The sequence below is a fragment of the Desulfobacter latus genome (assembly GCF_013389365.1).
GTDB classification, from domain to species: Bacteria; Desulfobacterota; Desulfobacteria; order Desulfobacterales; family Desulfobacteraceae; genus Desulfobacter; species Desulfobacter latus.
This window is the reverse complement of the sequence record NZ_JACADJ010000006.1, coordinates 40,379-57,560: the sequence shown is the minus strand read 5'-3', so window position 1 is coordinate 57,560 and position 17,182 is coordinate 40,379. Positions and strand designations below refer to the sequence as shown.

Here is a 17,182-nt window from a genome sequence, read left to right as displayed (position 1 = left end):
GACATTGGATAATATTTATGATTTCTTCGCAAAACCCAAGGATCCTCAAAGTTACCAGGGCGTTCAGATTAGCCTTGCATCATCTGATCAGATTCGGGAATGGTCCTACGGCGAAATAAAAAAACCCGAGACCATTAACTACAGAACGTTTAAACCCGAACGTGATGGTCTTTTCTGTGCCAAGGTGTTTGGACCGACCAAGGATTACGAGTGCAATTGCGGTAAATACAAACGCATGAAACACCGGGGCGTGGTTTGTGAAAAATGCGGGGTTGAAGTTATTCAGTCCAAGGTCAGGCGCGACCGTATGGCACATATTGAGCTTGCTGCGCCGGTATCCCATATCTGGTTTTTAAAAAGTCTGCCTTCCAAGATCGGTAATGTCCTGGATATGACATTGAAGAATCTGGAAAAAGTACTCTACTTTGATTCGTATATTGTTATTGATCCCAAGGATACCGAGCTGAAAAAATTACAGCTGCTTTCCGATGACCAGTATTATGAAGCCATAGAAGCATTCGGTGAGGAGGGTTTTGTTGCCGGGCTTGGTGCTGAGGCGATCTTAACGTTGCTGAATGAGATTGATCTTCAGGCGGTTCATGATGAGCTTATCGAAGAGATCGGTCTGACCAAATCCATGGCCAAGCAGCAAAAAATGGCCAAGCGCATGAAGGTCATTGATGCCTTTTTGACATCAGGCATAGAACCTTCCCGGATGATCCTGACGGCCTGCCCCATTCTGCCGCCGGATCTGCGCCCTCTTGTACCCCTTGAAGGGGGCAGGTTTGCCACCTCGGATCTTAATGATCTGTATCGTCGGGTACTCAACCGCAATAACCGACTTAAACGGCTGGTTGAGCTCAATGCACCGGATATTATTGTTCGAAACGAAAAACGGATGCTTCAGGAAGCTGTAGATGTGCTTTTTGACAATGGACGTCATGGCCGGGTGGTCACAGGTACCAACAAACGTCCGTTGAAATCTTTGTCTGATACACTTAAAGGCAAACAGGGGCGTTTTCGACAGAATCTTTTAGGTAAACGTGTGGATTATTCCGGCCGTACCGTAATCACCGTGGGGTCTGAACTGCGCCTCCACCAGTGCGGCATTCCCAAAAAAATGGCTTTGGAGCTGTTCAAACCATTTATTTACAATTATCTTGAGCAGAAAAACCTGGTCTCCACGGTTAAAAGCGCTAAAAAAATGGTTGAGCGCGAGGAGACCGAAGTATGGGATGCCCTTGAAGCCGTGGTAAAGGAATACCCGGTGATGCTTAACCGTGCGCCTACCTTGCATCGTCTCGGGTTTCAGGCGTTTGAGCCGGTATTGATCGAAGGCAAGGCCATTCAGCTTCACCCCCTGGTGTGCCCGGCATTCAATGCTGACTTTGACGGTGACCAGATGGCCGTCCATGTGCCGTTGTCCCTGGAATCCCAGCTTGAAGCCAGGGTCATGATGCTGTCCACCAACAACATTTTGTCTCCGGCAAACGGGCAGCCCATTATTGTTCCCACCCAGGACATTGTATTGGGCATTTATTATATGACCCGGGCAATGTCAGGCCGGCAGGGCGAAGGGGTCACTTTTTCAAGTATAGATGAGGTGCGTTTTGCTTTTGATGCCGGAGCGCTGAATATTCATGCCAAAATCAAGGTTCGTATTGATGATGTGATTTATGAGACCACGACAGGCCGTGTGCTTCTATGGGAAACCATTCCAGGTGACGTACTGTTGAACATGAGCCGTATCCGCACCGAAAACCTTGAGGATGCCGAGGCTGCGCTTGCTGAACTAAAGGCCGGTGAAGATTTTGATGCGATACTTAACAAGTACGGGGATGAGGAAATTAAAAAGACCCGGGGGACAACCGGTGTTTTAACGCGTAAAGAATTTAAAAATATTTTTCAGGTTTCCGACGTGGTGGTGGAGCAGCTTTACGGACTGAAACAAGGACAGTTTACCGATGTCCGGATGGTGGGCGACAAGTACACTATTTTCAAGGTGGATGAAAGAACGTCTACGTTGCCGTTCAGTCTGGTGAACAAGCTGATGGATAAAAAATCCATTGTAAAGCTCATTGACTATGCCTACAGAAATATCGGCTTAAAAGAAACCGTTATTCTTTCCGATCGCCTGAAAAATATTGGATACAAAAATTCAACGCTTGGCGGTCTGTCCATCTGCATTGATGACATGATTATCCCGGCGAATAAGTGGGAGTTGATTGGTAAGGCCGAAAAAAATATTGAAGATATCAAAAATCAGTATTCCGAAGGTCTGATTACCCGGGGTGAAAGGTATAACAAGGTGGTTGATATCTGGGCCCAGGCCACAGACGAGATTGCCAACGCTATGATGGAAGTTATGAAAAATCCACCCAAAAAAGAGGGCACAGACAGTTCCGAGGAACTCAATGCCGTCTATGTCATGGCGGATTCCGGCGCCCGTGGCTCCAAAGATCAGATGCGCCAGTTAGCTGGTATGCGCGGATTGATGGCCAAACCTTCCGGTGAGATTATTGAAAATCCTATCACTGCATGTTTCCGTGAGGGGTTGTCCGTACTTCAGTATTTTATCTCCACCCATGGTGCCCGTAAGGGATTGGCGGATACGGCACTGAAAACAGCCAACTCCGGTTACCTGACCCGTCGTCTGGCTGATGTTGGCCAGGACTGTACCATCGTGGAGCCTGATTGTGGTACCATCAACGGCATTGAAGTTGAAGCGCTGTATGAGGGTGGAGAAATTATTCAGACCCTTGGGGAAAGAATTCTTGGGCGTGTCACCCAGGAGGATATCCGCGATCCTTATTCCAATGAATTCATCGTGGCATCTGATACAGAACTTAATGAAGCCCATGTGGCTAAAATTGAAGCCGCAGGTGTTCAACGGGTCAAAATCAGATCCGTATTAACATGCAATTCAAAACATGGCGTCTGTTCAAGATGTTACGGCCGTGATCTTGCCCATGGTGCCACCGTAGAAATTGGACAGGCCATTGGTATTGTGGCCGCTCAATCCATTGGCGAACCCGGAACCCAGTTGACCATGCGGACCTTTCACATCGGCGGTACAGCGTCCAGAAAAGTTGAGGTTGCTGAAGTCAAAGCCCGTGTTGGTGGCATTTTAAAGTTTAATGACGATATTCAAACCGTAACTTCGGCCCAGGGCGATATCATCGTCATGAATCGTAAAGGTGGCGGGGTGACCGTTGTCGGCGAGGATGGACGTGAACGTGCCAAGGATAATGTCATTTATGGTGCCACCCTTCAAGCCAAAAATGGTCAGCAAATTGAACCAGGTGATGTTATAGCCTCCTGGGATCCCTTTACTACGCCGATCATCACTGAAGTATCCGGTCGGATTAGATTTGCTGACATTATTGTGGGCAATACGGTTCAGGAACAAATTGACCCGGTTACCGGCAAGGTGTCAAGAACGATAATTGAAAGCAAGGATATTGAGGTTCGACCCAGAATAACGATTAAGGATAAAGAGGGTAAAGCGGTTAAGCTGCCCAATTCTAAGACGCCGGCCAGATATTACCTGCCGGTAAATGCCATTCTCACTGTTGAAGAGGATGACAACATCACCGCCGGTGATGTAATTGCCAAGTTGCCGCGTGCCACCACAAAAACAAAAGATATTACCGGTGGCCTGCCCAGGGTTGCCGAGCTTTTTGAGGTCAGAAAGCCAAAAGACCCGGCAGTGCTGACTGAGATTGATGGCTATGTTACTGTTTCAAAGGGCACCAAAGGCCGTCAGAAGGTTACGATTAAGCCTGGCGATGTTGGCGAGGCAAAAGAATACGCCATTCCAAAAGGTCAGCATGTGTCCGTTTATGACGGCGATTATGTAAAATCGGGGGATCCGCTGATCGCAGGTTCTGCCAACCCCCAGGATATCATGAACATTAAAGGGGAAGTGGCACTGGCTAAATACCTGGTTGACGAGGTTCAGGAAGTTTACAGGCTTCAGGGCGTACGAATCAATGACAAGCACATCGAAGTTGTTATCCGTCAGATGATGCGCCGGGTTAAAGTGATTTCCACTGGAGATACCAATTTTATCCCCGATGAACAGGTTGATCGTATTATTTTTGAGGAAACCAATCGCAAAGTTGCCATGGAGGGCGGTGAGCCGGCCAAGGGTGAGCCCCTGATTCTTGGTATTACCAAAGCCTCTTTGTCCACAGACAGTTTTTTGTCTGCAGCATCGTTTCAGGAAACGACCAAGGTGCTGACCCTTGCAGCTATTGAAGGTAAATATGACAGCCTCAAGGGATTGAAAGAAAACGTTGTTATGGGGCGACTTATCCCGGCCGGCACGGGTTTTCCCGGCTATCGCAATCTGGAGGTGGGATATGGTGAATTCGCTGAAGTATAGAAAAAAATAAATATTATTGACATTTGGGAAAAGTGTAAGTAGAATTAAATATTTTGTCGTGTATGGCGACTTATTAAGTTTGATGAAGGAGCATGTGGAGTTATGCCGACCATAAATCAATTGGTAAGAAAAGGTAGAAAGAGAACTGAAAAAAAAGTTAGTACGCCGGCGTTGAAGGGTGGGCCTCAAAAACGCGGGGTTTGCACCAGGGTGTATACTTCTACTCCTAAAAAACCGAACTCGGCTTTAAGGAAAGTTGCAAGGGTTCGTTTGACAACCGGTATGGAAGTTGCGGCTTATATCCCGGGTATGGGGCATAATCTCCAGGAACACTCTGTTGTCCTGGTCAGGGGCGGAAGGGTAAAAGACCTTCCAGGTGTGCGCTATCATATTGTCAGGGGTGCCCTTGATACGCTGGGTGTGGATGATCGTCGCCAGGGGCGTTCAAAATATGGTGCCAAGCGTCCCAAGTAATCATGATGGCCCAAATAGTCATGAAGGGCTTAAGCATTCATATTAATAAAATATAAATTTGGTGGACTTTTTAAGATGGCAGAAAAATTAGTATTTAAAGAAGGTTTCATGCAGGATGCCACGCATGAGGAAAAGCTTGCAGCCAAGTTTGTCAATTGTGTCATGAGAGACGGCAAAAAGAATGCTGCCCGAAAAATTGTGGCGAATGCGTTGATGATTGCTGAAGATAAAATTGGCGAACCTGCTCTGGCAGTGTTTAAAAAAGCGATTGATAATATTAGGCCTTCTGTTGAAGTGAAATCAAGAAGGATCGGCGGGTCTACCTATCAGGTGCCCACTGATATAAAACCCGGTCGCCAGACTGCTCTGGCCTTCAGGTGGCTTATCAATTTCAGCAGAAGTCGTTCTGAAAAAGGCTTTGCGAATAAGCTTGCTGCTGAGTTGATGGACGCTTATAACGAGCGTGGCGGGGCAATCAAGAAAAGAGAAGATACACATAGAATGGCTGAAGCTAATAAGGCATTCGCACATTTTAGGTGGTAGAAATTTAAAAATATCTTTGTAAACATTCCACAGGAGGAATACAGAAGATGGCTAAGGAGAAATTTGAGCGGAACAAACCGCATGTGAACATCGGGACAATCGGGCATATCGATCACGGGAAAACCACTCTGACCGCCGCGATTACCAAGCTTGCCGGTCTGAAAGGTCATGGGGAGTTTGTTCCCTTTGATGAAATTGATAAGGCCCCGGAAGAAAGAGAACGTGGTATCACCATCGCCACCGCCCATGTTGAATATGAGACCGAAAACCGTCATTACGCGCATGTCGATTGTCCGGGCCATGCTGACTATATTAAAAATATGATCACCGGCGCCGCTCAGATGGATGGTGCTATTCTTGTTGTGTCCGCCGATGACGGCCCTATGCCCCAGACCCGTGAGCACATTCTGCTTGCCCGTCAGGTTGGTGTGCCTAAGATCGTTGTTTTTCTAAATAAATGCGATATGGTTGATGATGAAGAGTTGATTGAACTGGTTGAAATGGAACTTCAGGAGCTTCTTGATTCCTACGATTTCCCAGGTGATGAGACGCCGATTATCCGGGGATCTGCGCTTAAGGCCCTGGAGTGCGACGACGTGGATGCTGAAGACGCCAAGCCTATTTTTGAGCTTCTTGATACGCTTGACTCCTATGTTCCTGAGCCTGAAAGAGATACCGATAAGCCTTTCCTGATGCCGATTGAGGATGTTTTTTCAATTTCCGGTCGTGGTACGGTTGTTACGGGACGTATTGAGCGTGGTGTGATTAAAACCGGCGAAGAAATTGAAATCGTGGGTATCAGGGATACGGCTAAAACTGTATGTACCGGTGTCGAGATGTTCAGAAAGCTTCTGGATGAGGGCCAGGCCGGTGATAATGTCGGATTGCTGCTGCGCGGTACAAAACGTGATCAGGTTGAGCGTGGTCAGGTTGTATGTAAGCCCGGCTCAATTGAGCCACATACCAAGTTTAAAGCTGAAATGTATGCCCTGAGTAAAGAAGAGGGTGGGCGCCATACACCGTTTTTTACCGGGTACAGACCCCAATTCTTCTTTAGGACCACTGATATCACCGGCGTTTTGACTCTGGAAGAGGGTGTTGAAATGATTATGCCTGGTGATAATGCTACCATTAACGTCGAATTGATCAACCCTATCGCCATGGAAAAGGAACTTCGTTTCGCTATTCGTGAAGGTGGCCGTACAGTTGGTGCTGGTGTTGTTGGTGAAATCATAGAATAGTAGATTAAGAAAGAACAATAACAATGTTGAAGACTAAGATAAGAATTAGGCTCAAAGCTTATGATCATAAGCTGCTTGATCAGTCTTCAGTAGACATTGTTGATACGGCAAGGAAAACCGGTGCCAGAATTGTGGGACCGGTTCCCTTACCTACCCGGATCAACAAGTTTACTGTGTTGCGTTCCCCTCATGTGGATAAGAAATCTCGTGAGCAGTTTGAAATCAGGACGCATAAGAGAATGATGGATATTCTTGAGCCGACACAGCAGACCGTGGATGCGTTAATGAAACTTGACCTCTCCCCCGGTGTCGATGTTGAAATTAAATTATAGTGCATTAACAGGGACATATTTGTTATGATGAGTGGATTGCTTGGAAAAAAAATCGGGATGACCAATGTGTTTGCCTCCGATGGACAGCTCGTTCCTGTTACAGTGCTGCAGGTTGGACCCTGTGTCGTAACCCAGATAAAAACGGAAGAGACGGACGGGTATGCAGCCTTGCAGCTCGGGTTTGATGAAAAGCCGGTTGAGCGCTTGAATAAACCCATTGCAGGACATTTAAAAAAAGCATCGGATAAAGGCTTTCGCGTTTTAAGAGAATTTAGAGAAGATTCAATTGAAGATATAGAAACCGGTGCAACCATTGGTGCTGATATGTTTTCAGTTGGTGATAAAGTAACCGTGACCGGTATTTCAAAGGGTCGTGGTTTTCAGGGAACCATTAAACGACATGGTTTTTCCAGAGGACCTGAAACCCACGGTAACCGGAACCACAGAAAACCAGGCTCCATCGGTAACTCTGCTTGGCCTGCAAAGGTCATCAAGGGAAAGAGAATGCCTGGCCACAAAGGGGTTGACAGAGTTACGGTAAAAAATTTAACCATTGTAGATATTAAGCATGACGATAACCTCATCCTCGTAAAAGGTGCTGTTCCAGGTTTTAACACTGGCGTTGTCGAAGTGCGTAAAACTGATGTAAATAAATAAAACAGTTTTTGACGCCGTGTTTTTTATGAAAATTAGAGAACGCGGCAGGACATCAGTTCGATTAAATAGACGAATAGCGGCTATGGGTATTGCAATTATTTCGCAGTGATGCATAGTCGATCAAAATTGAAGAGGAAGAATAATGGCTGCTGTAGAGGTATTAAACAGTACAGGTGCTAAAGTGTCTGAAGTTGAGCTGCCTGACGAAATTTTCAGCATACCGGTTAAAACAAGTGTTCTTCACGAGGTCGTGCGGTCCCAGCTCGTTTCAAAACGGGAGGGGACTGCTGCGTCTAAAACCAGGGGTATGATTTCAGGTTCCACGAAAAAATTATTCAGGCAGAAAGGGACCGGGAATGCACGGGCTGGTAGTATAAAATCCCCATTACGTAAAGGTGGGGGCGTTATCTTTGGTCCCAGCCCCAGATCTTATGAAATAAAAGTACCTAAGAAAGTAAGAAAACTTGCCCTTAAAATGGCTTTAAGTGCGAAAGTTTCCGACAGCCGGCTTTTTGTTATTGATGCGCTTGAACTTGAAGAAATCAAAACAAAAGCATTGACCCATGTGCTTTCCACATTGAAGCTTGATGATCTTCTCATTGTTTCAGATGCCGACGATGCAAAGCTTGTGCTGTCCTCCAGAAATATTCCGGATGTCAAAGTGATTAAAACTGAAGGTCTCAATGTTTATGACATTTTAAAGTTTAAGAACCTTCTGCTGCTTGAATCCAGTATTGAGAACATCAAAGGGAGGCTGAGTTAAGATGATTGAATATGACATCCTCCGTGGACCTGTCGTTACCGAAAAATCCACCCTTCAAAGAGAGTTGTTCAACCAAGTGACTTTAAAAGTAGCCAAGGATGCCAACAGGGTTGAAATTAAAAATGCTGTTGAAAAAGCGTTCAATGCACAGGTCAAGCAGGTCAGAACCGTACAGGTTAAAGGAAAAATAAAACAGCGTGGCAGAATTATCGGCAAGAAAAAGGACTGGAAAAAAGCCGTTGTTACGCTGATGCCTGGACAACGAATTGATTTTTTTGAAGGTGTGTAAAGAGGTATTAATATGTCAACAATAGTTAAGACCAAGCCGACATCTCCGGGAAGACGCGCCCAGGAGTATCTTTCTTTTGAAGAAATTACAAAAGAAAGTCCTGAACGAAGGCTGACAAAAAATATCAATAAGCGGTCCGGCCGAAATTCTTATGGAAGAATTACCGCCAAGCATAGAGGTGGCGGGGCTAAGAAAAAATACCGTATTATTGATTTTAAAAGAGACAAAGACGGAATTCCAGCCAAGGTTTCTGCCATCGAATATGATCCGAACAGGTCAGCCAGAATCGCCCTGTTAACCTATGCTGACGGTGAAAAGAGATATATCTTGGCGCCTCTTGATATCAAGGTCGGTGACATTCTTGAGACCGGTCCTGATGCGGATATTAAACCAGGAAACTGTTTGCCGTTGGAAAATATCCCCACCGGTACGAGAATTCATAATATTGAGCTTAAGCAGAACAAAGGTGGACAGATTGTCAGGAGTGCCGGCGGATACGCACGGTTAATGGCTAAAGAAGGCGCTTATGCCCAAATCCTGCTTCCTTCCGGTGAAGTTCGTATGATTCACCTTAAATGCAAAGCCACTGTCGGACGTGTTGGGAACGAAAAACACAGTGATGTCAGCATCGGTAAAGCAGGGCGTACGAGATGGATGGGAAAACGGCCCTCTGTTCGTGGTGTGGCAATGAACCCTGTGGATCATCCCATGGGGGGCGGTGAAGGCCGTTCTTCTGGTGGTCGACAGCCATGTTCCCCCTGGGGTGTGCCTGCCAAGGGTAAAAGAACCCGTAAAAGTGTCAGAACAGATAAGTATATTGTCAAAAGAAGGGCTAAAAGGAAATAGGTGATAAATTATGCCAAGATCGTTAAAAAAAGGACCCTATATCGCGCCTGAGCTTCTTAAAAAAGTTCTTGAAGCCCAGAAGTCCAGCAGTAATAAAGTAATCAAAACCTGGTCGCGCCGTTCCACTATTTTACCTGAAATGGTCGGCAATACCTTTGCTGTGCATAACGGAAAAAAATTTATTCCGGTATTTGTAACGGAAAATATGGTGGGGCATAAACTTGGTGAATTTTCACCCACAAGAACTTATTGGGGTCATGCCGCAGATAAAAAATCCAAACGGTAATCTGCTATGATTTAGAGGAAATTTAAGATATGGAAGTTAAAGCGACTACAAGATACGCAAGAATCTCACCGTTTAAGCTTCGGCTGCCCATCAGCGAGATCAAAGGCAAAAATGCCGAACAGGCGCTGACCTTATTAAAGTTCATGCCGTTAAAGGCAGCGGGGATTATGTATAAAACCCTATCGTCTGCCATTGCCAATGCCGAGCATAACAATGAGATAGATGTTGACAAGCTGGTAGTGAAAAATGTGATTGTTGATCATGGACCATCCATGAAACGGTTCAGGCCGCGGGCAAGAGGACGCGCTGCCCGTATTCTAAAAAGAACCAGTCATTTAACAGTGGTTGTAGAAGAAACCGTCTAAATAAGGAGGGAAAGGCTTGGGCCAAAAAGTAAATCCTACCGGATTAAGATTAGGCATCATCAGGACTTGGGATTCCAGGTGGTACGCTGACAAAGAGTATGCAAACTTTGTCGAAGAAGATTTTAAAGTAAGAAAATTTTTGAAAAAGAAACTATACCACGCCGGTATCTCAAAAATTGAGATTGAGCGGTTTTCAAAACAGATCAGGCTCAGAGTTTTTGCAGCCAGGCCAGGCATCATTATCGGCAAAAAGGGTTCAGAGATCGCCTTGTTGAAAAACGAGCTTGAAAAAATGCTTAATCCTGAAGTGTTGATTGATATTAAAGAGGTCAGAAGACCTGAAACTGATGCACAATTGGTAGCGGAAAATATTGCAAGCCAGCTTGAAAAACGCATTGCCTTCAGAAGAGCAATGAAAAGAAGCGTTTCCTCTGCCATGAGATTTGGAGCAAAAGGTATTAAAATTATTTGCTCCGGTCGCCTGGGGGGTGCGGAAATGGCCAGAACCGAATGGTACAAGGAGGGTAGAATCCCGTTGCATACGCTTAGAGCTGATGTGGATTACGGATTTATTGAAGCCAAGACCACCTATGGGACCATTGGGATTAAGGTGTTCATATTCAAAGGGGAAGTTATAAACCCTGGTGAACAGACTCTGGCAACTAATTAAAGGCAATAAGGAGAAATTAGCAAATGCTGAGTCCCAGAAATATCAAATACCGCAAACAGTTTCGTGGTAGAACTAAAGGAACACCGACTCGAGGAAATACATTGAGTTTTGGAGATTATGGACTCCAGGCTGTGGAATGCGGGTATATAAATGCAAGACAGATTGAGGCTGCCAGGGTCGCGATGACCAGAAAGGCAAAAAGACAGGGCAAAAGCTGGATTCGTTTTTTTCCGGATCATCCCATTACCAAAAAACCGGCTGAAGTCAGGATGGGTAAAGGTAAAGGGGCAACGGATTCTTGGGTGGCAAGGGTAAAACCCGGCAAGATTCTTTATGAAATGGAAGGCGTTGACAGGGAATTGGCCAAAGAGGCCTTAAGGCTAGCGGCCAGAAAACTTTCCGTGAAAACCCGTTTTGTGGAAAGGAATAAATGATGTTAAAGGCCAGTGAAATCAGGGACATGGATGCAGGTCAGATTAAAGACAAAATCGTTGAGCTTAAAAAACAACTGTTTAACCTTCGTTTTCAGAATAATGTGGGTCAGCTCGCGAATACAGCCAATCTGTCCAGTGTAAGAAAAGACATCGCCAGACTTTACACGATTTCCAAAGAAATGAATATCAAAATTAGCTAACTAACGAGTATTGATATGGAAACTACAAAAAAAAATAAAAAAGAGCTGATTGGTCTGATCGTGTCCGACAAAATGGATAAGTCCGTGGTGGTCAGGGTTGAAAGAATTGTACAGCATAAGGTGTATAAAAAATACATCAAACGTTACAAAAAATATCATGCCCATGATGAACAAAATGAATGCAAAATTGGTGACGAAGTCAAAATTATCGAAACCAGGCCGCTGAGTAAATTAAAACGGTTTCGGATTACTGAAATTGTTAAAAAAGCGGTCTAGTGTCTAAGGAGTTGAATAATGATTCAAAGTGAAACCAGACTGACAGTCGCTGACAATTCAGGCGCCAAAGAACTGTACTGCATAAAAGTTCTTGGCGGGTCTAAAAGAAGATACGCCACCATCGGAGATGTTATCGTTGTTTCCGTAAAAGAGGCTATTCCCAATTCAAAGGTCAGCAAGGGAGACGTAGTTCAGGCAGTTATTGTCAGAACCAAAAAAGAGATCTCCCGGCCCGACGGATCATCCATCCGTTTTGATGATAATTCCGCTGTCGTGATTAACAAAAATAACGAGCCGGTGGGAACCCGTATTTTCGGACCAGTGGCAAGAGAACTTCGCGCAAGGCGTTTTATGAAGATTATTTCTCTTGCGCCTGACGTACTTTGATCCAAGGCCAGGGAGAACAAAAAGAAGTCATGAAAATAAGAATAAAAAAAGATGATAAAGTTAAAGTATTGACCGGCAAGGACAAAGGAAAGATCGGCAAGGTTCTGAAAGTTGCCAAAAAGACGAACCGGATTGTTGTTGAAAATATCAACATGGTCAAAGTTCATCAGCGTCCTTCCCAGGAAAACCCCCAGGGGGGCATCGTTAAAAAACCTATGCCCATGGACGTATCCAATCTTATGCTGATGTGTAATTCCTGTGTAAAGCCGACCCGTATCGGAATCAAGCAGCTTGAAGATGGAAAACGGGTAAGAGTCTGTAAAAAATGCAATCAGCAGATAGACTCATAACACCTAAAGCCGGAGAAAATAAATGACTACGCTTAAGGAAAAGTATACCAATGAAGTGGTCCCCGCATTGACGAATGAGTTTAACTACACCAATCAGTGCCAAGTACCAAAGTTGGATAAAATTGTACTGAATATGGGGCTTGGCGAGGCGGTCAGAAACCCGAAGATCGTTGAAACCGCAGCCCAGGAACTTGGATTGATTGCAGGACAAAAGGCCGTAATTACCCGCGCAAAGAAACCCATTGCAAATTTTAAATTGCGTGCGGATCTTCCCATCGGGTGCAAAGTGACACTTAGGCGGGAAAAAATGTATGATTTTTTTGATAGATTAGTCAACATCGCACTGCCCCGTGTAAGGGATTTTAAAGGAATTTCAGGAAAAGCATTTGATGGCCGTGGTAATTACAGCTTGGGGATTACTGAGCATATCATTTTTCCTGAAATTGATTATGATAAAACTGACGTTATCAAGGGCCTCAATGTAACGGTTGTCACCACAGCCCAAACCGATGAAGAAGGGAAATCATTTCTTAAATTAATGGGAATGCCCTTTAAAAATTAAGGACCTAAGGAGGAAGATCGTTTGGCTAAAAAAGCTTTAATTGCAAAGGCACAAAGAAAACCCAAATTTGGTGTACGGGCTTATAACAGGTGCCCCTTATGCGGTAGATCACGTGCATTTATTAGAAAAGTTGGTATTTGCAGAATCTGTTTCAGAACGCTTGCGTCACAAGGTAAATTGCCGGGTGTCACCAAGTCTTCTTGGTAGCGGATTCAGATTCTAACGATTGTTTAAATATCAGCTTATTTAAGGAGATTTTCAAATGGCAATTAGTGATCCCATTGCAGACATGCTGACCATAATCAGAAATGGTGGTAAAGCAGGTTTGACCAAAGTGGATATCCCCGGATCAAAAATTAAACGTGAAATGGTGCGGGTGCTGAAGGAACAAGGGTATATCAAAGATTACAAATTTCTCGAAGATGAGACCCAGGGGGTTATCCGGGTGGCCTTGAAATATGTTTCAGAAGGCGAACCGACTATTTTTGGTATACAACGTGTCAGCAAACCCTCTTGCAGGGTCTACGCTAAATCAAAAGATATCAAGCCGGTGTTAAATGGCTTAGGTATTTCCATCATTTCCACTTCTAAGGGGTTGATGACCGACATACAGGCAAAAGAAGCAAAGGTCGGCGGTGAAATTCTTTGTAACGTTTGGTAAGACAGGAGCGATAAGATGTCCAGAATAGGAAAAAAGCCGGTTCAGCTTCCAGATAAGGTTCAGATTACCCTTGATGGGGATACCATCAATGTCAAAGGGCCTAAAGGCAGTCTTGACCGTAAGCTGCATCCGGCAGTCAATATTGAAATTGATAACCAGGTGTTGAATGTAACCACCGACACCTCTGATAAAAAGAAAGTGGCGCTACAGGGTCTTTTCAGGTCTCTTATTTTTAATATGGTACATGGTGTCACCCAAGGTTATGAAAAAAAACTGATACTTTCCGGCATTGGTTACCGGGCTGAGACGAAAGGAAAAAATTTGGTGCTGTCTGTCGGGTATTCCAATCCTGTGGACTTTGCCCTTCCTGATGGTGTAACTGCTGCGGTGGATAAAAACGTCGAAGTTACCCTTAGCTGTATTGATAAAGAGCTTCTGGGGCAGGCTGCAGCAAATATTCGAGCTGTTAGACCTCCCGAGCCTTATAAAGGCAAAGGCATTATGTATGCTGACGAAAGAATTATCAGAAAAGCAGGTAAGACTGCTGGCAAAGATTAAAAGGTAGGGAATATCGACTATGGCAAATACATCACCAAGGCTGGTTGCACGGCTTAAAAGAAAAAAACGGATTAGAAAAAATATATTTGGTAATCAGGAACGTCCTCGACTTAGCGTTTTCAGAACCGCCAAACATATTTACGCCCAGATTATAGACGACACTAAAGGCATGACACTGGTTGCCGCATCAACCCTTGACAAAGAATACAAAGATGCGCCTGTTGAGGGGAAAAAACAGGATGTTGCAAAGGCTGTGGGTAACCTTATCGGCAAAAGGGCAATGGATAAAGGAATTACAAAGGTTGTTTTTGACCGGAATGGGTTTCTTTTTCACGGACGCGTAAAAGCACTTTCAGACGGGGCCCGGGAAGCCGGACTTGAATTCTAAATTAAGGAGGAACATCCTTGGCAAGACAACAACAGCAGATGGAAGATACAGGGCTGATCGATAAGGTCGTCAGAATTAACCGTGTTGCGAAGGTCGTTAAAGGTGGCCGGAATTTTACCTTTACTGCCTTGGTGGTCGTCGGTGATGGCGAAGGCAGCGTGGGATACGGACTGGGAAAGGCTAAAGAAGTCCCTGAAGCCATTAGAAAGGGAATGGAAAAAGCCAAACGAAATATGAAAAAAGTTTCAATCCTGAACGGCACGGTGCCCTTTGAAGTTTTGGGGCACGCCGGATCCGGCCGGGTCCTTCTCAAACCGGCTTCTCCCGGTACAGGGCTGATTGCCGGCGGTGGTATTCGTGCGGTCCTTGAAGCAGCCGGTGTAACCGATATTTTAACCAAGTGTATTGGTTCACACAACACCCAGAACATTGTAAGAGCCACCATGGCCGGCCTCCAGTCTTTGTGTACCAAGGAGGACGTTGCCAAAAGACGCGGGCTTAACCCTGAAGAAATATAAAGAGGCGAACAATGGCTGATAAAATTAAGATTACGCAAATAAGAAGCGCCATCGGTCGTCCTGCAAAGCATGGACGGATTATACGCTCCTTGGGCATTAAACGGATGCATCACACTGTGGAGCACGATAATACCCCTGTGATTATGGGGCAGGTGAAAAAGGTGTCACACCTGGTGAAAGTAGAGGAGGTTTAGGATGCAGTTACATGATCTGGCTCCTGCGCCCGGCAGCAGAAAAAATAGAAAAAGAGTCGGGCGTGGGCCCGGTTCTGGTATGGGTAAAACATCTACCAGAGGCCATAAAGGCCTTAAGGCGCGTTCCGGGGGATCTGTTCGTCCCGGTTTTGAAGGTGGTCAAATGCCTATTTACAGGCGGCTGCCAAAACGTGGTTTTAAAAATTATATGTTTAAAACCCATAATGCAGTTCTCAATGTCAAAGATCTTGATCGGTTTGATGATGGTGCGCAAATTACTGAGGCCGTTCTCAGAGAAGCCGGTCTTGTTAAAGGATCTGCGAATGGTATTAAACTGCTTGGAAATGGTGAGGTAACCAAGAAGTTTATCTTGCAAAATATTTTGGTTTCCCAGAGTGCCAAAGAAAAAATTGAAGCTGCCGGCGGCAGCATAGAATAAGCATAACGGTATAAGGAAAAGTTCCAATGATCCACAATAGCTACCAGAATATGCTCAAACTGCCGGAGCTGAAACGTAAAATATTGATAACGCTTGCCTTGCTTTTTGTTTACAGGGTCGGGGTGCATGTCCCGACACCCGGTATTGACGGGGCAGCACTGGAATCATTTTTTGCATCGGCGTCAGGCACGTTGTTTTCGATGTTTAATATGTTCTCTGGTGGAGCGCTGGAGCGGCTTTCCATTTTTGCATTAGGGATTATGCCTTATATTAGTGCGTCCATTATTCTGGAATTGATGACCGTGGTTGTTCCCTATCTTGAACAGCTCAAAAAAGAAGGGGATGCCGGCCGTAAAAAGAAAACCCAGTTAACCCGGTATGGTACGGTTGTTTTAAGCGCTATACAAGGTTTTGGGATTGCTGTGGGTCTTGAATCTATGACATCACCTGCCGGTATTCCCATTGTACCTTATGCCGGCTGGGGATTTAGACTGATTACCATTATCACCCTGACTGCAGGAACTGCATTTATCATGTGGCTTGGTGAGCAGATTACCGAAAGGGGGATCGGTAATGGTATTTCTTTAATTATTTTTGCCGGTATTGTCGCCAATATGCCGTCTGCAGGTATTAAGATGGGACGGCTTTTGAGTACGGGTGAGATGGGGTTGTTTTCTACCCTCATTCTGATTGTATTGATGGTTGCCGTGGTTGCTGCCATTATTTTCATGGAATTGGCCCAGCGCAGAATTCCGGTTCATTATGCCAAACGTGTGGTCGGCAGAAAGATGTATGGCGGACAGACCTCGCATCTTCCGCTTAAAATTAATACATCGGGGGTAATTCCGCCTATTTTTGCATCTTCCATCATCATGTTTCCCACCACGCTGGCCCAGTTTATCAATCTGCCCGTCATGCAGACCGTGGCCGGCATGTTCAGTCCGGGAACTATTTGGTATTATTTGTTATATGTTGGTTTTATCGTCTTCTTCTGTTTTTTTTATACAGCAGTTCAGTTCAACCCTGAAGATGTAGCCGAAAATATGAAAAAGAACGGCGGGTACATCCCGGGCATTCGTCCGGGAAAACGGACAGCTGAGTATATTGATAAAGTGCTTACAAGGATTACTGTGGGTGGTGCAGCTTATGTCTCAGTGGTCTGTGTGCTGCCTACTGTATTGATGAATAAGTTTAACGTACCTTTTTATTTCGGCGGGACAGCGCTGTTGATTGTTGTTGGTGTTGCTATTGATACCATTTCTCAGATTGAGTCCCATTTGATTACCAGCAATTATGACGGTTTTATGGGACGCTCGGGAAATAAACGGATCAAAAGCCGGTCCTGATCTGATATAGCATCAT

26 protein-coding genes are annotated in these 17,182 nt (G+C 45.0%); all 26 read left to right on the top strand.

What is annotated here, in order from left to right; genetic code table 11:
• Positions 1 to 4: 4 nt before the first annotated feature.
• The 26 genes from rpoC (at position 5) to secY (ending at position 17,166) form a co-directional block, all read left to right on the top strand.
• On the top strand, positions 5 to 4,387 hold the full coding sequence (rpoC, locus tag HXW94_RS03120; RefSeq protein WP_178365439.1) for a DNA-directed RNA polymerase subunit beta': 4,383 nt from the start codon (positions 5 to 7) through the stop codon (positions 4,385 to 4,387).
• 102 nt (positions 4,388 to 4,489) lie between these two features.
• A complete protein-coding gene (rpsL, locus tag HXW94_RS03115; protein WP_111956857.1) occupies positions 4,490 to 4,861 on the top strand; it encodes a 30S ribosomal protein S12 in 372 nt (123 codons plus the stop codon).
• A 75-nt stretch (positions 4,862 to 4,936) separates the two neighbouring features.
• Positions 4,937 to 5,404, top strand: a complete 468-nt coding sequence (gene rpsG, locus HXW94_RS03110; RefSeq protein WP_178365438.1) for a 30S ribosomal protein S7 — start codon at positions 4,937 to 4,939, stop codon at positions 5,402 to 5,404.
• A gap of 47 nt (positions 5,405 to 5,451) precedes the next feature.
• Positions 5,452 to 6,645: an elongation factor Tu gene (gene tuf, locus HXW94_RS03105; RefSeq protein ID WP_178365437.1), complete on the top strand. Its 1,194-nt coding sequence runs from the start codon at positions 5,452 to 5,454 to the stop codon at positions 6,643 to 6,645.
• 23 nt (positions 6,646 to 6,668) lie between these two features.
• Positions 6,669 to 6,977: a 30S ribosomal protein S10 gene (rpsJ, locus tag HXW94_RS03100; protein WP_178365436.1), complete on the top strand. Its 309-nt coding sequence runs from the start codon at positions 6,669 to 6,671 to the stop codon at positions 6,975 to 6,977.
• A gap of 24 nt (positions 6,978 to 7,001) precedes the next feature.
• Entirely contained in the window at positions 7,002 to 7,634 is a 633-nt protein-coding gene (rplC, locus tag HXW94_RS03095) for a 50S ribosomal protein L3 (protein WP_178365435.1), read from the top strand.
• Between the two features lie 142 nt (positions 7,635 to 7,776).
• Complete coding sequence (gene rplD, locus HXW94_RS03090; protein WP_178365434.1) at positions 7,777 to 8,397, top strand: 50S ribosomal protein L4; 621 nt, start codon at positions 7,777 to 7,779, stop codon at positions 8,395 to 8,397.
• A gap of 1 nt (position 8,398) precedes the next feature.
• The gene (gene rplW / locus HXW94_RS03085) at positions 8,399 to 8,686 is read left to right on the top strand and encodes a 50S ribosomal protein L23 (protein ID WP_178365433.1); all 288 of its coding nucleotides are present in this window, start codon (positions 8,399 to 8,401) and stop codon (positions 8,684 to 8,686) included.
• A gap of 12 nt (positions 8,687 to 8,698) precedes the next feature.
• Positions 8,699 to 9,532, top strand: a complete 834-nt coding sequence (gene rplB / locus HXW94_RS03080; protein WP_218576543.1) for a 50S ribosomal protein L2 — start codon at positions 8,699 to 8,701, stop codon at positions 9,530 to 9,532.
• Between the two features lie 10 nt (positions 9,533 to 9,542).
• Positions 9,543 to 9,818 (top strand): 30S ribosomal protein S19, encoded by a 276-nt coding sequence (gene rpsS / locus HXW94_RS03075; protein ID WP_178365432.1) that lies wholly within the window; start codon positions 9,543 to 9,545, stop codon positions 9,816 to 9,818.
• A 29-nt stretch (positions 9,819 to 9,847) separates the two neighbouring features.
• The gene (rplV, locus tag HXW94_RS03070; RefSeq protein WP_178365431.1) at positions 9,848 to 10,183 is read left to right on the top strand and encodes a 50S ribosomal protein L22; all 336 of its coding nucleotides are present in this window, start codon (positions 9,848 to 9,850) and stop codon (positions 10,181 to 10,183) included.
• Between the two features lie 16 nt (positions 10,184 to 10,199).
• Positions 10,200 to 10,853 (top strand): 30S ribosomal protein S3, encoded by a 654-nt coding sequence (rpsC, locus tag HXW94_RS03065; protein ID WP_178365430.1) that lies wholly within the window; start codon positions 10,200 to 10,202, stop codon positions 10,851 to 10,853.
• 23 nt (positions 10,854 to 10,876) lie between these two features.
• Positions 10,877 to 11,287 carry a 50S ribosomal protein L16 gene (gene rplP, locus HXW94_RS03060; RefSeq protein WP_178365429.1) on the top strand — a complete coding sequence of 137 codons (411 nt, stop codon included), beginning with the start codon at positions 10,877 to 10,879 and terminating at the stop codon, positions 11,285 to 11,287.
• A complete protein-coding gene (gene rpmC / locus HXW94_RS03055) occupies positions 11,284 to 11,487 on the top strand; it encodes a 50S ribosomal protein L29 (RefSeq protein WP_425484209.1) in 204 nt (67 codons plus the stop codon). Before rplP ends, rpmC begins: the two co-directional genes overlap by 4 nt.
• 15 nt (positions 11,488 to 11,502) lie before the next feature.
• Entirely contained in the window at positions 11,503 to 11,763 is a 261-nt protein-coding gene (gene rpsQ, locus HXW94_RS03050; RefSeq protein WP_178365428.1) for a 30S ribosomal protein S17, read from the top strand.
• A gap of 18 nt (positions 11,764 to 11,781) precedes the next feature.
• Positions 11,782 to 12,150 carry a 50S ribosomal protein L14 gene (rplN, locus tag HXW94_RS03045; protein WP_178365427.1) on the top strand — a complete coding sequence of 123 codons (369 nt, stop codon included), beginning with the start codon at positions 11,782 to 11,784 and terminating at the stop codon, positions 12,148 to 12,150.
• A 29-nt stretch (positions 12,151 to 12,179) separates the two neighbouring features.
• Positions 12,180 to 12,500, top strand: coding sequence for a 50S ribosomal protein L24 (rplX, locus tag HXW94_RS03040; protein WP_218576542.1), 321 nt, complete (start codon positions 12,180 to 12,182; stop codon positions 12,498 to 12,500).
• 22 nt (positions 12,501 to 12,522) lie between these two features.
• The gene (rplE, locus tag HXW94_RS03035) at positions 12,523 to 13,062 is read left to right on the top strand and encodes a 50S ribosomal protein L5 (RefSeq protein WP_178365426.1); all 540 of its coding nucleotides are present in this window, start codon (positions 12,523 to 12,525) and stop codon (positions 13,060 to 13,062) included.
• A gap of 21 nt (positions 13,063 to 13,083) precedes the next feature.
• A complete protein-coding gene (locus HXW94_RS03030) occupies positions 13,084 to 13,269 on the top strand; it encodes a type Z 30S ribosomal protein S14 (RefSeq protein WP_178365425.1) in 186 nt (61 codons plus the stop codon).
• 55 nt (positions 13,270 to 13,324) lie between these two features.
• A complete protein-coding gene (gene rpsH, locus HXW94_RS03025; protein WP_178365424.1) occupies positions 13,325 to 13,723 on the top strand; it encodes a 30S ribosomal protein S8 in 399 nt (132 codons plus the stop codon).
• Positions 13,724 to 13,738: 15 nt separating this feature from the next.
• Entirely contained in the window at positions 13,739 to 14,281 is a 543-nt protein-coding gene (rplF, locus tag HXW94_RS03020; RefSeq protein WP_178365423.1) for a 50S ribosomal protein L6, read from the top strand.
• Between the two features lie 19 nt (positions 14,282 to 14,300).
• Positions 14,301 to 14,669: a 50S ribosomal protein L18 gene (gene rplR, locus HXW94_RS03015; RefSeq protein ID WP_178365422.1), complete on the top strand. Its 369-nt coding sequence runs from the start codon at positions 14,301 to 14,303 to the stop codon at positions 14,667 to 14,669.
• A 17-nt stretch (positions 14,670 to 14,686) separates the two neighbouring features.
• The gene (gene rpsE / locus HXW94_RS03010; protein WP_425484208.1) at positions 14,687 to 15,187 is read left to right on the top strand and encodes a 30S ribosomal protein S5; all 501 of its coding nucleotides are present in this window, start codon (positions 14,687 to 14,689) and stop codon (positions 15,185 to 15,187) included.
• An 11-nt stretch (positions 15,188 to 15,198) separates the two neighbouring features.
• Positions 15,199 to 15,381, top strand: a complete 183-nt coding sequence (gene rpmD / locus HXW94_RS03005; protein WP_020589492.1) for a 50S ribosomal protein L30 — start codon at positions 15,199 to 15,201, stop codon at positions 15,379 to 15,381.
• 1 nt (position 15,382) lies between these two features.
• Positions 15,383 to 15,820 carry a 50S ribosomal protein L15 gene (rplO, locus tag HXW94_RS03000; RefSeq protein ID WP_178365421.1) on the top strand — a complete coding sequence of 146 codons (438 nt, stop codon included), beginning with the start codon at positions 15,383 to 15,385 and terminating at the stop codon, positions 15,818 to 15,820.
• A gap of 26 nt (positions 15,821 to 15,846) precedes the next feature.
• A complete protein-coding gene (secY, locus tag HXW94_RS02995) occupies positions 15,847 to 17,166 on the top strand; it encodes a preprotein translocase subunit SecY (RefSeq protein ID WP_178365420.1) in 1,320 nt (439 codons plus the stop codon).
• Positions 17,167 to 17,182 lie beyond the last annotated feature (16 nt).

Excerpts from the sequence above, each read along its gene's own strand:
- rpsL (WP_111956857.1), top strand. The coding sequence starts at position 4,490 with ATGCCGACCATAAATCAATTGGTAAGAAAAGGTAGAAAGAGAACTGAA.
- rpsG (WP_178365438.1), top strand. The coding sequence starts at position 4,937 with ATGGCAGAAAAATTAGTATTTAAAGAAGGTTTCATGCAGGATGCCACG.
- tuf (WP_178365437.1), top strand. The coding sequence starts at position 5,452 with ATGGCTAAGGAGAAATTTGAGCGGAACAAACCGCATGTGAACATCGGG.
- rpsJ (WP_178365436.1), top strand. The coding sequence starts at position 6,669 with ATGTTGAAGACTAAGATAAGAATTAGGCTCAAAGCTTATGATCATAAG.
- rplC (WP_178365435.1), top strand. The coding sequence starts at position 7,002 with ATGATGAGTGGATTGCTTGGAAAAAAAATCGGGATGACCAATGTGTTT.
- rplD (WP_178365434.1), top strand. The coding sequence starts at position 7,777 with ATGGCTGCTGTAGAGGTATTAAACAGTACAGGTGCTAAAGTGTCTGAA.
- rplW (WP_178365433.1), top strand. The coding sequence starts at position 8,399 with ATGATTGAATATGACATCCTCCGTGGACCTGTCGTTACCGAAAAATCC.
- rplB (WP_218576543.1), top strand. The coding sequence starts at position 8,699 with ATGTCAACAATAGTTAAGACCAAGCCGACATCTCCGGGAAGACGCGCC.
- rpsS (WP_178365432.1), top strand. The coding sequence starts at position 9,543 with ATGCCAAGATCGTTAAAAAAAGGACCCTATATCGCGCCTGAGCTTCTT.
- rplV (WP_178365431.1), top strand. The coding sequence starts at position 9,848 with ATGGAAGTTAAAGCGACTACAAGATACGCAAGAATCTCACCGTTTAAG.
- rplP (WP_178365429.1), top strand. The coding sequence starts at position 10,877 with ATGCTGAGTCCCAGAAATATCAAATACCGCAAACAGTTTCGTGGTAGA.
- rpmC (WP_425484209.1), top strand. The coding sequence starts at position 11,284 with ATGATGTTAAAGGCCAGTGAAATCAGGGACATGGATGCAGGTCAGATT.
- rpsQ (WP_178365428.1), top strand. The coding sequence starts at position 11,503 with ATGGAAACTACAAAAAAAAATAAAAAAGAGCTGATTGGTCTGATCGTG.
- rplN (WP_178365427.1), top strand. The coding sequence starts at position 11,782 with ATGATTCAAAGTGAAACCAGACTGACAGTCGCTGACAATTCAGGCGCC.
- rplX (WP_218576542.1), top strand. The coding sequence starts at position 12,180 with ATGAAAATAAGAATAAAAAAAGATGATAAAGTTAAAGTATTGACCGGC.
- rplE (WP_178365426.1), top strand. The coding sequence starts at position 12,523 with ATGACTACGCTTAAGGAAAAGTATACCAATGAAGTGGTCCCCGCATTG.
- rpsH (WP_178365424.1), top strand. The coding sequence starts at position 13,325 with ATGGCAATTAGTGATCCCATTGCAGACATGCTGACCATAATCAGAAAT.
- rplF (WP_178365423.1), top strand. The coding sequence starts at position 13,739 with ATGTCCAGAATAGGAAAAAAGCCGGTTCAGCTTCCAGATAAGGTTCAG.
- rplR (WP_178365422.1), top strand. The coding sequence starts at position 14,301 with ATGGCAAATACATCACCAAGGCTGGTTGCACGGCTTAAAAGAAAAAAA.
- rpmD (WP_020589492.1), top strand. The coding sequence starts at position 15,199 with ATGGCTGATAAAATTAAGATTACGCAAATAAGAAGCGCCATCGGTCGT.
- rplO (WP_178365421.1), top strand. The coding sequence starts at position 15,383 with ATGCAGTTACATGATCTGGCTCCTGCGCCCGGCAGCAGAAAAAATAGA.
- secY (WP_178365420.1), top strand. The coding sequence starts at position 15,847 with ATGATCCACAATAGCTACCAGAATATGCTCAAACTGCCGGAGCTGAAA.